14 protein-coding genes are annotated in these 12396 nt (G+C 63.6%); 5 read left to right on the top strand and 9 right to left on the bottom strand.

Annotated elements, in window-relative coordinates; translation table 11 throughout:
* Nucleotides 1-1001 (top strand): acetylornithine transaminase (locus tag A6M56_RS21510; protein ID WP_286758421.1); only part of this gene is annotated, 1001 nt, incomplete at its 5' end.
* Nucleotides 1002-1076: 75 nt separating this feature from the next.
* Here A6M56_RS21510 and A6M56_RS21505 read toward each other — a convergent pair.
* From A6M56_RS21505 to A6M56_RS21475, 7 genes are all read right to left on the bottom strand, one after another.
* Nucleotides 1077-1793, bottom strand: coding sequence for an ABC transporter ATP-binding protein (locus A6M56_RS21505; RefSeq protein ID WP_045787499.1), 717 nt, complete (start codon nucleotides 1791-1793; stop codon nucleotides 1077-1079).
* Between the two features lie 17 nt (nucleotides 1794-1810).
* A complete protein-coding gene (locus tag A6M56_RS21500; protein WP_045787925.1) occupies nucleotides 1811-2587 on the bottom strand; it encodes an ABC transporter ATP-binding protein in 777 nt (258 codons plus the stop codon).
* 15 nt (nucleotides 2588-2602) lie between these two features.
* Nucleotides 2603-3739: an ABC transporter permease subunit gene (locus A6M56_RS21495; RefSeq protein ID WP_045787500.1), complete on the bottom strand. Its 1137-nt coding sequence runs from the start codon at nucleotides 3737-3739 to the stop codon at nucleotides 2603-2605.
* Between the two features lie 13 nt (nucleotides 3740-3752).
* A complete protein-coding gene (locus tag A6M56_RS21490) occupies nucleotides 3753-4688 on the bottom strand; it encodes a branched-chain amino acid ABC transporter permease (protein WP_045787501.1) in 936 nt (311 codons plus the stop codon).
* Nucleotides 4689-4897: 209 nt separating this feature from the next.
* Nucleotides 4898-6106, bottom strand: a complete 1209-nt coding sequence (locus tag A6M56_RS21485) for a branched-chain amino acid ABC transporter substrate-binding protein (RefSeq protein WP_045787502.1) — start codon at nucleotides 6104-6106, stop codon at nucleotides 4898-4900.
* Nucleotides 6107-6561: 455 nt separating this feature from the next.
* Nucleotides 6562-7536 carry a 4-hydroxy-3-methylbut-2-enyl diphosphate reductase gene (gene ispH, locus A6M56_RS21480; protein ID WP_286758418.1) on the bottom strand — a complete coding sequence of 325 codons (975 nt, stop codon included), beginning with the start codon at nucleotides 7534-7536 and terminating at the stop codon, nucleotides 6562-6564.
* Nucleotides 7536-8024 (bottom strand): FKBP-type peptidyl-prolyl cis-trans isomerase, encoded by a 489-nt coding sequence (locus A6M56_RS21475; RefSeq protein WP_102080277.1) that lies wholly within the window; start codon nucleotides 8022-8024, stop codon nucleotides 7536-7538. The genes ispH and A6M56_RS21475 overlap by 1 nt, the downstream gene beginning before the upstream one ends.
* 105 nt (nucleotides 8025-8129) lie before the next feature.
* Here A6M56_RS21475 and radC point away from each other — a divergent pair, with 105 nt between their 5' ends.
* The 4 genes from radC to nadB all read left to right on the top strand — a co-directional run bounded on the left by radC (nucleotide 8130) and on the right by nadB (nucleotide 11196).
* Entirely contained in the window at nucleotides 8130-8804 is a 675-nt protein-coding gene (gene radC / locus A6M56_RS21470; protein WP_045787504.1) for a RadC family protein, read from the top strand.
* A gap of 184 nt (nucleotides 8805-8988) precedes the next feature.
* The gene (rpmB, locus tag A6M56_RS21465) at nucleotides 8989-9222 is read left to right on the top strand and encodes a 50S ribosomal protein L28 (RefSeq protein ID WP_004631999.1); all 234 of its coding nucleotides are present in this window, start codon (nucleotides 8989-8991) and stop codon (nucleotides 9220-9222) included.
* Nucleotides 9223-9235: 13 nt separating this feature from the next.
* The gene (rpmG, locus tag A6M56_RS21460; RefSeq protein ID WP_003262397.1) at nucleotides 9236-9406 is read left to right on the top strand and encodes a 50S ribosomal protein L33; all 171 of its coding nucleotides are present in this window, start codon (nucleotides 9236-9238) and stop codon (nucleotides 9404-9406) included.
* Between the two features lie 188 nt (nucleotides 9407-9594).
* A complete protein-coding gene (gene nadB / locus A6M56_RS21455) occupies nucleotides 9595-11196 on the top strand; it encodes an L-aspartate oxidase (protein WP_062737871.1) in 1602 nt (533 codons plus the stop codon).
* 3 nt (nucleotides 11197-11199) lie between these two features.
* On the opposite strand, the gene nadC is transcribed toward nadB, so the two are convergent.
* Nucleotides 11200-12087, bottom strand: coding sequence for a carboxylating nicotinate-nucleotide diphosphorylase (nadC, locus tag A6M56_RS21450; protein ID WP_102080055.1), 888 nt, complete (start codon nucleotides 12085-12087; stop codon nucleotides 11200-11202).
* The coding region (gene nadA, locus A6M56_RS21445) for a quinolinate synthase NadA (RefSeq protein ID WP_286758413.1) at nucleotides 12084-12396 on the bottom strand (313 nt) is incomplete at its 5' end. The genes nadC and nadA, both read right to left, overlap by 4 nt.

Here is a 12396-nt window from a genome sequence, read left to right as displayed (position 1 = left end):
CCCAGGCCAGGAAGCTCATCAACCCGAGCCCGGCGTTCTACAACGAGCCGATGGCCAAGCTGGCCGGCCTGCTGACCGCGCACAGCTGCTTCGACAAGGTGTTCTTCGCCAACAGCGGCGCCGAGGCCAACGAAGGCGCCATCAAGCTCGCGCGCAAGTGGGGCAAGAAGCATAAGAACGGCGCCTACCAGATCATCACGTTCGACCACAGCTTCCACGGCCGCACGCTCGCCACCATGAGCGCATCCGGCAAGGCAGGCTGGGACACCATCTTCGCGCCGCAAGTGCCGGGCTTCCCGAAGGCCATCCTGAACGACATCGCGTCGGTGGAAGCGCTGATCACCGATGAGACGGTCGGCGTGATGCTCGAGCCGGTGCAGGGCGAAGGCGGCGTGCTGCCAGCCACGCCAGAATTCATGCAGCAATTGCGCGCGCTGACCAAGAAGCACAAGATCCTGCTGATCGTCGATGAAGTACAGGCCGGTTGCGGCCGCTGCGGCACGCTGTTCGCCTACCAGCTCTCGAACATCGAGCCGGACATCATGACGCTCGGCAAGGGCATCGGCGGCGGCGTGCCGCTGTCGGCCCTGCTGTGCACCGATGAAGTCGCGAGCTTCGAAGCCGGCGACCAGGGCGGTACGTACAACGGCAACCCGCTCATGACGGCCGTCGGCTGCTCCGTCATCGAGCAGCTGCTGGCCCCGGGCTTCCTGGCCGGTGTGCAGGAGCGCGGTGCGTACCTGCGCACGCAGTTGCTGAAGCTGAGCGAAGAGTTTGGCCTGGCCGGCGAACGCGGTGAAGGCCTGCTCCGCGCCCTGCTGCTCGGCAAGGACATCGGCGGCCAGCTCGTCGAGGCCGCACGCGAGATGAACCCGACGGGCCTGCTGCTCAACGCCCCGCGCCCGAGCATCCTGCGCTTCATGCCCGCGCTGAACGTGACCACCGAAGAAATCGACACGATGATCGGCATGCTGCGTACGCTGCTGAAGGCGCACGCTTGAGCCTCGGCGCTCCACTGGCACAAAGAAAAAGCCCCGCAGACATCGCGGGGCTTTTTTGATGACGCTTCGGAACGCTTACTCGCCCAGATAGGCGGCACGCACCTTCGGGTCGTCGAGCATCTGCTTGGCATCGCCGCTCATGGTGATGAGACCCGAGTCCATCACGTAGCCGCGGTGCGCCGCCTGCAGCGCCAGGCGCGCGTTCTGCTCGACGAGCAGCACCGTCACGCCCTGCGCCGAGATGTCGCGCACGACCTCGAAGATCTTCTCCACCATGATCGGCGAGAGGCCCATCGACGGCTCATCGAGCAGCAGCAGCTTCGGCTGGCTCATCAGCGCGCGCGCCATGGCGAGCATCTGCTGCTCGCCGCCCGACATCGTGCCGGCCAGCTGGTTTGCACGTTCCTTCAGGCGCGGGAAGATGCCGAACATGCGGTCGATGTCCGCCTTGATCTGCGCATCGTCGCTGCGCGTGAAGGCGCCCATCTGCAGGTTCTCGGTGATGGTCATGCGCGCGAACACGCCGCGGCCTTCCGGCACCATCGCCAGGCCCTGCTTGAGCAGGTTGTAGCTCGGCACGCCCTTGATCGACTTGCCCAGATACTGCACGTCGCCGCCGGCCCAGCCCTGCAGGCCGGTGATGGCCTTCATGGTGGTCGTCTTGCCGGCGCCGTTGGCACCGATCAGCGTGACAAGCTCGCCTTCGCGGATCTCCAGATCCACACCCTTGACCGCCTGGATGCCGCCATAGGCAACCTTCAGGCCGTCGATCTTCAACATCACTGGTTTCATTGTTCCGTTCCTCCGCATCAGTGCGCCGATGCGCCGAGGTAGGCCTCGATCACGGCCGGGTTGCTCTGCACTTCCTGCGGCAGACCTTGTGCGATGACCTTGCCGTAGTCAAGCACGGTCAAGCGATTGCACAGGCCCATCACGAGCTTCACGTCGTGTTCGATCAGCAGGATGGTCTTGCCGTCGGAACGGATCTTGTCGAGCAGACCGCGGAGTTCGACCTTTTCAGTCGCGTTCATGCCGGCGGCCGGCTCGTCCAGGGCCAGCAGCTTGGGCTGCGTGGCCAGGGCGCGCGCGATCTCCAGACGACGCTGGTGGCCGTACGACAGGTTGCGCGCCGTGTAGTTGGCGTACTTCCCGATGCCGACGTAGTCGAGCAGGTCGTGCGCCCAGTCCTCGATCGACTGTTCTTCTTCACGGGCAGCCTTCGTGCGGAATACCGCGCCGACCAGGCCGGCCTTCGTGCGGACATGGCGGCCGACCATGACATTCTCGGCCGCGGTCATGTCCCCGAACAGGCGGATGTTCTGGAACGTGCGCGCGATACCGGCCTTGGCCACTTCGTGCACGGCGGTCGGCTGATACGGCGTGCCGCCGAGTACGAATTCACCGGAGTCCGGCGTGTACAGCCCGGTGATGACGTTGAAGAACGTCGTCTTGCCGGCGCCGTTCGGGCCGATCAGGCCGTAGATCTCGCCTTCGCGGATCTCCAGGTTCACATCGGACAGCGCCTGCAGGCCGCCGAAGCGCTTGCTCACTCCTCGAATCGAGAGGAGGACGTTGTTGTTGCTCATGTTGCGTGCCTCCAATCAGATGCGGGACAACCCACCGACCCGCGCCTTCTGCGGACGGTCTTCCTTGCGCGGCGAGGGCCACAGGCCCGCAGGGCGATACAGCATCACCACCACCATGGCCAGGCCGAAGAGCAACTGACGCAGCACTTCCGCTTCCACGATCACATGACCGAACAGCTTGTTCTGAAGCGGCTCAGCCAAGGCGCGCAGCAGTTCCTGGAAGCCCACCAGCAGGATGCCGCCCAGGATCACGCCCGGGATGTGGCCCATGCCGCCCAGCACCACGATCGCCAGGATGTAGATCGACTCCCACAGCACGAACGATTCCGGCGACACGAAGCCCTGGAACGATGCAAACATCGCCCCCGAGACGCCACCGAACGACGCACCCATCGCAAACGCCAGCAGCTTGATGTTGCGGGTGTTGATACCCATCGCCTTGGCAGCGATTTCATCTTCGCGGATGGCGACCCATGCACGACCGATCCGCGAGTTCTGCAGGCGCAGGCACACGATGATGATGATCGCGGCCAGGATCACGAACAGGTAGTAGTACATATAGACCGAGTCGAAGCGGATGCCGAAGAAATCATGGCGCTTCGAGAAGTCGAACCCAAAGATCTTGACCGGCTCGATCAGGTTGATGCCCTTCGGACCGTTGGTGATGTTCACCGGCCGGTCTAGGTTGTTCATGAAGATGCGGATGATCTCGCCAAAGCCCAGCGTCACGATGGCGAGGTAATCCCCGCGCAGCTTCAGGGTCGGCGCGCCCAGCAGGATGCCGAACAGCGCCGCAAGCCCCGCGCCCAGCGGAATCACCCACCACACCACCAAGTGCAGCCCGTTGGGGAACAGCTGGTGAACCCACTCGAACTGGGTGGACAGGTGCGGCGAGCCGAGCAGCGCCATCATGTACGCCCCCACCGCGTAGAACGCGATATAGCCCAGGTCGAGCAGGCCAGCAAAGCCCACGACGATGTTCAGGCCCAGGGCCAGCATGATGTAGAGCAGCGCGAAGTCCAGCACGCGCACCCAGTAGTTCCCGCCTGCGGCGCCCACGAGGAACGGCGCGAAGACAGCGAGGATCAGGAAGCCGTACAGCGCGAGACGCGTTTTCTTCGGGGCCTTGAATTCGGTTGCAGTTTCAGTCATGGCGCTCCCCTTCTTATGCACGGTCCGCAACGCGTTCGCCCATGATGCCGGACGGCCGGAACAGCAGCACGCCGATCAGCACGATGAACGCGAAGACATCCTGGTAGTTCGAACCGAACACACCGCCAGTCAGATCACCGATATAGCCGGCACCCAGCGCCTCGATCAGGCCGAGCAGCACGCCGCCCACCATGGCGCCCGCCAGGTTGCCGATGCCACCCAGCACCGCGGCGGTAAACGCCTTCAGGCCAGGGATGAAGCCCATGTAGAAGTGGGCGTTGCCGTAGTTGGTCGCCATCATCACGCCAGCGACCGCCGCCATGGCAGCACCGATCATGAAGGTGGCGGAGATCACGAAGTTCGGATTGACGCCCATCAGGCCCGCCACACGCTGGTTCTCGGCGGTGGCGCGCATGGCGCGGCCGAGCTTGGTGCGGTTGACCAGCAGGATCAGCCCGATCATCACCAGGATCGACACCACGATGATGACGATTTCCTTGCCGGTGATGGTCGCACCCGTCGAGCCGATGTCGATCGGGTTCGAGGGCAGCAGTTGCGGGAAGGTCAGCGGGTTGCGTGACCAGATCATCATCGCCAGGGTCTGCAGCACGATCGACACGCCAATAGCGGTGATCAGTGGGGCCAGGCGCGGCGCATTGCGCAGCGGCCGGTAGGCGACCCGTTCAATCGTGTACGCGACGATGGCGCAAACCGGCATCGCAAACAGCAGCGCGAGCACCAGCGTCAGCCAGTCGGGCAAGTTGGGGAAGAACTTCTGGAGGAAGTTGATGGCGGTCAGCGCGGACATGGCGCCAATCATCAGGACGTCGCCGTGGGCGAAGTTGATGATGCCGAGAATACCGTAGACCATGGTGTAGCCCAGTGCGATCAGCGCGTAAATGCTGCCGAGCACCAGGCCGTTCACGATCTGCTGGATAAAGATATCCATGAGAACAGCTCCTGCTATGCCTTGCTTGTTGTAGGCGACGCGGTGGCGCGCCCGCAAGGTATGCGATCAATCGGATGGGTAAGGTGAGGTTGCTGGTAAGCGGCCTGCCGAACGCGCCCATGGTGAGGGCCTTGTGTAACTGGCGAGGCTATAAAAAACGGCACCGCAGGGGTGGGCGCGGTGCCGTTTCCAGGGCGGATGACCCTTGATTACATCTTCACAACGTCAAGAACGGTCTTCTTCTTGTCCTTGTAGTTGTACAGGGTGATAGAGCCTTCCTTCAGGTCACCCTTGTCGTCAAACGCGATGTTGCCGATCACGCCGTGATAGTTGGTTGCCGGCATGGCAGCCAGGATCTTGGCCGGATCGGTCGAGTTGGCACGCTTCATCGCATCGATGATCACGTTGACGGCGTCATACGTGAACGGGGCATAGATCTGCACCGGCGTGTTGAAGCGCGCTTGATACTTCTTCTCGAAGTCTGCGCCCTTCTCCATCTTCGACAGCGCCAGGCCCGCCTCCGAGCAGATGATGTTGTCGATGGCGTCGCCGGCCAGTTCGGCCACCTTGTCGGTACACACGCCGTCGCCGCCAACGATCTTGGCCGTGATGCCCAGTTCCTTGGCTTGCTTGGCGAACGGACCGCCGGTGGCGTCCATGCCGCCGTACATGATCACGTCCGGCTTCTTGCCCTTGATCTTGGTCAGAATGGCCTTGAAGTCGGTGGCCTTGTCGTTGGTGGCTTCACGCGCCACCACGTTCATGCCGTCGGCCTTCGCGGTCTTCTCGAACTCGTCGGCCAGGCCCTTGCCATAAGCGGTCGCGTCGTCAACGATCGCCACGCTCTTGGCATTCAGGCTCTTGGCAGCGTAGTTCGCCAGTGCCGGACCTTGCTGCGCGTCGGTTGCCACCACGCGGTAGGTCGTCTTGAAGCCTTGCTTGGTGTAGTCGGGGTTGGTCGACGACGGCGAGATCTGCACGATGCCTGCATCGCTGTAGATCTTCGAGGCCGGGATCGAAACGCCCGAGTTCAGGTGGCCAACGACGGCAACGACGTGCTCGTCGACCAGCTTTTGCGCCACGGCGGTGCCGGTCTTCGGATCGGCCGCATCGTCTTCGCCCACCAGCTCCAGCTTGATCTTCTTGCCGTCGATGGTCAGGCCTTCCTTGTTGGCTTCTTCAACGGCCAGGCGTGCGCCGTTTTCATTGTCTTTGCCAAGGTGAGCAATACCGCCCGTGAGCGGAGCCGCGTGACCGATCTTGACGACGGTCTCGCCGCCGCCAGCAGCCGCGGCCGGAGCCGACGTTGCTGCGGGTGCAGCAGCCTGGTCTGCGGGCTTTTCCTCGTTCTTACCGCAAGCTGCTACGAGTGCCACGGCAGCCGCAAGCGGCAGAACTTTGGCAAACTTAATTTGCATGAGTGATCTCCTAGATCTCGCAAGAGCAAGGAGAGCGTCCTGCCTCCCGGCCGCTCCCCCCGCGCCGATTTGTTTCAATTTGAAACGCGCGCATTGTATCCCCTTTTTTTGCGGATGCAATACGCGTCGCAACAACGTTTTTTGCCGTAACCACGCCGTTTTACGGGGTTTCCCCAATGCACAAAAACGGGTGATTTCGCGCAGGCGAACACGAATGGCGGACGAGAAGATCAAGAAGCGTGCCAGAGCAGGGAAAACCCTGTCACCACGCGGCTTGCCGGGCGACATCCACAGTAAATCAAGGCTTGGCGGGTAGCGGGTCTCTTTTTGCGGCGCACAAAATGAAACAGCCACGCTCGATTGCGTGGCTGTCATTTATGAAAAAGCGCTCGATGCACCGCTTTGGCGCGCACTTCTTTAGGGCATTTTTTAAGTGGGCATTTACATAAACGCATTCAATTCATTTGAAGGCCCCTCGGAAGAGGGAAGGACATGTTTTCCTGGATTCCCTCCAGCGGTCGCACCGTCCGCGCGCCCAGCGCCTTGAGCCGATCGACGATCGACTGCGCCAGCTCCTCGGGCGCGGACGCCCCCGCCGTCAGGCCCACGCGGCGCTTGCCGGCCACCCATTCCGGTTTCACCTGTTCTGGGGTGTCCACCATGTAGGCCGGTACGCCCAGCTTTTCGGCCAGTTCGCGCAGGCGGTTGGAGTTCGAACTGTTCGGGCTGCCGACCACGATCACCACTTCGACCTGCGGCGCCATGAATTTCACCGCGTCCTGGCGATTCTGCGTGGCGTAGCAGATGTCCTGCTTCTTGGGCTCGTGCACAGCCGGAAAGCGCGCCTTGATGGCAACGACGATCTCTTGCGTCTCATCCACCGACAGCGTCGTCTGCGTGACATACGCCAGCCGCGTCGGGTCCTTCACTGCAAGATGGGCAACGTCAGCCACCGATTCGACAAGCAGTATGCCGTCGTCGGCCTGCCCCATCGTCCCCTCGACTTCGGGATGGCCCTTGTGCCCGATCATGATGATCTCGAAGCCCTGCGCCCGCATCTTCGAGACTTCCACGTGCACCTTGGTGACCAGCGGGCAGGTCGCATCGAACACGCGCAGGCCGCGGGCCTGCGCCGCCTCACGCACAGCACGCGACACCCCGTGCGCGCTGAAGATGACCGTGCCGCCCACCGGCACGTCGTCGAGTTCCTGCACGAACACGGCGCCTTTGTTGCGCAGGTCGCTCACGACATAGGCGTTGTGGACGATCTCGTGACGCACATAAATCGGGGCGCCAAAAAGCTGCAGCGCCCGCTCGACGATTTCGATGGCGCGGTCCACCCCGGCGCAGAAGCCTCGCGGCTGCGCGAGCAGGACTTCGGCATCGGCTTGGGTGACAGGATCGACGGGCGCGTTCACGGTGGTGCTCATCACAGAATGCCGATCAGCTGGACTTCAAACACGATGGTCTGGCCGGCGAGCGGGTGGTTGAAATCGAACAGCGCGGAGGTCTCGCCCACTTCCTTGAGCACGCCGGCGTATTTGCCGCCGCTCGGGGCGTTGAATTCGACGAGATCGCCTGGCTGGTAATCCTCTTCAAAGGAGGAGTTTTCGCGCAGCGTGGCCAGCGACACGCGTTGCAGCAACTCCGGGTTGCGCGGCCCGAAGGCATGTTCGGGCGTAAGGCGGAACGTCGTCCGCTCCCCCTCGCGCATGCCGAGCAGCGCCTGCTCCAGCGTCGGCGCCAATTGGCCCTGGCCCAGCAGCAGCGTGGCGGGCTTGTCTCCGAACGTGGTCACGATGTCCGTGTCGTTCTCCAGCGCGATGCGGTAATGCAGCGTCAGATACGAATCCGGCCTAACCACCTTCACTTCGCCGCCTGGCGCCCCTTTGGGCGCGTCGTTCACCAAATTTTGCACGCTCAACCTGCTTGACCGAAAAGTAACCCGTTATTGTACGCCAGCCCTTTTCCCGGCCGCTGGCGTGGCGCGCGCCGCACGCAGCGGTCCACCGCGATCTCAACTATGGCAATCGTCGATTGGCCCGCCCACGAGCGGCCACGTGAAAAACTGCTCGCCCACGGCCCGGGCGCCCTGTCCGATGCGGAACTGCTGGCCATCTTCCTGCGCGTTGGCATGCCGGGCAAAAGCGCGGTCGACCTGGCCCGCGAGCTTCTCGCGCATTTCGGCTCGCTGGGGCGCCTTTGCCACGCCTCGCAACAGGAGTTCTCCTCGATCGACGGCATGGGGCCGGCCAAGTACGCGCAGCTGCACGCGCTGCTGGAGGTCGCGCGGCGCGCATTGAAGGAAGACATCAGCGTCGGCCTCACCTTCGAGTCGCCGCAAAGCGTGAAGGACTTCCTGCGCCTGACGCTCGGCCATCGCCCACACGAGGTGTTTGCCTGCCTGTTCCTTGACGTGCGGCACCGGTTGATCGCCTGGGAGGAGCTGTTTCGCGGCACGCTCACGGAAGCGCGCGTGTACCCGCGCGAGATCGCCAAGCGCGCTCTGCATCACAATGCCGCCGCCGTCATCCTGGCCCACAACCACCCCACTGGCCACGCCGAGCCGAGCGAAGCCGACGTCACGCTCACCCGCGAGCTCTGCAGGGCGCTGGCGCTGCTCGACGTCATCGTGCTGGACCACATGATCGTGGGCCGCACCACGGTTTACGGCTTTCTGGAGCACGGGAAGATGTAGCGCCGGCGCCGCACCACACGGCACGCAACGGCAATCCACGGATTGCGTTGATTTCACGGTGGTTTTGTGTGTATAATCCGCGTTTCGCTGAAGTGTCCCACCTCTACAGTGGCGCTGCGCATGGCTCAAGTCCTACGCGCCCGGTCGCAAACTGTAGTCATACGAATCAAGTTAGGAGTGCTCCATGGCACGCGTCTGTCAAGTGACCGGGAAAGCGCCGATGGTCGGCAATAACGTTTCCCACGCAAACAACAAGACCAAGCGCCGTTTTCTGCCGAACCTGCAGAATCGCCGCTTCTGGGTCGAATCCGAAAACCGCTGGGTGAGCCTGCGCGTCTCGAACGCTGGTCTGCGCCTGATCGATAAAAAAGGCATCGACGAAGTGCTCGTGGACCTGCGCGCACGCGGCGAAGTCTAATTAGGAGTTAAACATGGCCAGCAAAGGCGGACGCGACAAGATCAAGCTGGAATCGACCGCAGGTACGGGTCATTTCTACACGACCACCAAGAACAAGCGCACCAAGCCGGAAAAGATGGAGATCATGAAGTTCGATCCCGTCGCCCGCAAGCACGTCGCTTACAAGGAAACCAAGATCAAGTAATCCGCCACGGATTGCGCATCTGGCTTCCGCCCGTCCGGCACCATGCGGACCGGCACCGAAAACCCGCCTCATGGCGGGTTTTTTGTTGCGCGCCGCACGGTCAAACCGCGGTGTACACTGCTTCTCTTTCCGATTGACACGCGACTGCGCTACGCCCAGCCGCGTCTGCCCAGCCTCCCGCGTCTTCCATGAATTTCGATGTTGCCGTCGTCGGCAGTGGCCTGGCGGGCCTGACCGTCGCCCTGCACCTCGCCGATCACCGCCGCGTGGTCGTCATCAGCAAACGCAGCCTGCCGGAAGGCGCGAGCGATTGGGCACAGGGCGGCATTGCCGCCGTGCTCGACTCCGGCGACAGCCATGACGAGCACGTCGACGACACACTCATCGCAGGCGCAGGCCTGTGCGATGAGGCGGCCACGCGCTACATCGTCGAAAACGGACGCGAGGCCATCGAATGGCTGATCGGCCACGGCGTGCCCTTTACGCGCGACGAACAGGCCGAGCTCGGCTTCCACCTGACGCGCGAAGGCGGCCACCGCCACCGCCGGATCATCCACGCCGCCGACGCGACCGGCCATGCCGTGGTGACGACGCTGGTGGAAAAGGTGCGCAATCACCCGAACATCACGCTGCTGGAAGACCATTTCGCGATCGACCTCATTACCGATGCGAAGCTCGGCCTGCCTGGCATGCGCTGCCATGGCCTGTATGTGCTGGATGTGGCTTCGGGCCACGTCAAGACGCTCACCGCCAATCACACGGTGATGGCCACGGGCGGCGCGGGCAAGGTGTACCTGTATACGACGAATCCGGACACGGCCAGCGGCGATGGCATTGCCATGGCATGGCGCGCGGGCTGCCGCGTGGCCAACATGGAGTTCATCCAGTTCCACCCGACCTGCCTGTACCATCCGTTCGCCAAGTCCTTCCTGATCACGGAAGCGGTGCGCGGCGAAGGCGGCAAGCTGATCTTGCCCGATGGCACCCGCTTCATGCCCGCGCATGACGAACGCGCCGAACTCGCCCCGCGCGACATCGTCGCCCGCGCCATCGACTTTGAGATGAAGAAGCGCGGCCTGGACTGCGTCTATCTCGATATCAGCCACCAGAGCCCGGCCTTCCTCAAAGAGCATTTCCCGACAATCCTGGCGCGCTGCCTGGAGCTGGGCATCGACATCACCCGAGAGCCGATCCCGGTCGTGCCGGCGGCGCACTACACGTGCGGCGGCGTGGTGACGGATCACCTCGGCCGCACCGACATCGCCGGCCTGTACGCCGTGGGGGAGACGGCCTACACCGGCCTGCACGGGGCCAACCGGCTGGCCAGCAATTCGCTGCTGGAATGCATGGTCATCGGACGCGGCGCGGCGGAAGACATCCTTGCGCAGCCGCAATCGCACCCGACGTCGGTGCAGATTCCGGCTTGGGATGAAAGCCGCGTGACCGATGCCGACGAGGAAGTCGTCGTCTCGCACAACTGGGACGAACTGCGCCGCATGATGTGGAACTACGTCGGCATCGTCCGCACGAACAAGCGGCTGGAACGCGCGCAGCATCGCATTGCACTGCTGCGCGAAGAGATCACCGAGTACTACGCGAACTTCCGCGTGAGTCACGACCTGCTGGAACTGCGCAACCTCGTTGAAGTGGCCTCGCTCATCGTCGACAGCGCGCTGTCACGGCACGAGAGCCGTGGCCTGCATTTCTCGCGCGACTATCCCGAGACGCTGCCCAAGGCGCTGCCGACGGTCATGCAGCCGACGCATCGGCAGATCGCGCGCAAACGCTGAGGCCTATTCGACGATCCGCAGGGAATAGTCGGTGGCGCGCACGTCTTTCGTGAGCGCACCGACGGAGATGCGGTCCACGCCCGTTTCGGCAAACGCGCGGATCGTCTCGATGTTCACGCCGCCGGACACTTCCAGCAGCGCCCGCCCCGCCGTCAGGCGCACCGCCTCCCGCATCGCGGGCGTATCGAAGTTGTCGAGCAGCACGGACGTGGCGCCGGCTGCCAGCGCTTCTTCCAGCTGCGCGAGCGTTTCCACTTCCACCTGGATCGATACCCCGGCATTCAGCGCCTGGGCAGCACGCAAGGCCGCCGTCACACCACCGGCTGCAGCGATGTGGTTTTCCTTGATGAGGATGCCGTCGTACAGCGCGAGGCGCTGGTTCTCGCCGCCGCCAATGCGCACGGCATACTTCTGCGCAAGCCGCAGGCCGGGCAATGTCTTGCGCGTGTCCAGCACGCGCGCACGCGTACCGGCAATGGCTTGTGCGTAGCGCGACGTTGCGGTCGCCACACCGGAAAGCAGTTGCAGGAAATTCAGCGACGGACGCTCCGCCGTCAGCAACGAACGCGCAGGGCCTTCGATTTCGCACACCACGGAATCGGGCGCCATGCCATCGCCTTCGTGCTGGCGCCATGTCACACGCACCGCCGGGTCGACGGCGTGCATGCACGCGTCGAACCAGGGCGTGCCGCACAGCACGGCGTACTCGCGCACAATCACGCGCGCGCGCGCATGCCTGTCTGCGGGGACGAGCAAGCCCGTGCGGTCGCCCGTGCCGACATCCTCCGCAATCGCTGCAGCCACGTTGGCAGCCAGCGCCTCGCGCAGTGCCGCGCCGAAGCTGTCGAAAATCGCCTGCGCGGTGCTGCCGTTCATCTGGGTCGCCGTCATGCCGGGCCAATTCCTTGGAAGAGTTGTGCATTGGCCGCCAGATCGCCGTGCGGCCGGACGGCGGCTTTCTCGCGTGCGGCAAAGTCGAGCATGCGGTCGATGCAGACCACGGCCTGCCGGGCTGTCGCCGGGTCGACGTGGATTTCGTTGCGGCCGGTCTCCAGCACCTCGGCCAGGTTCGTGAGCGCGTTCATCGCCATCCACGGGCAGTGCGCGCAGCTCTTGCAGGTGGCGGCATTGCCGGCGGTCGGCGCTTCGATGAAGCGCTTGCCGGGCGCGGCCATGCGCATCTTGTGCAGGATGCCGTTG

The sequence above is a fragment of the Ralstonia sp. RL genome, assembly GCF_001683835.1.
GTDB classification, from domain to species: Bacteria; Pseudomonadota; Gammaproteobacteria; order Burkholderiales; family Burkholderiaceae; genus Ralstonia; species Ralstonia mannitolilytica.
Note: the sequence above shows the minus strand (reverse complement) of the source record. Positions and strands in the feature narration are given on the sequence as shown.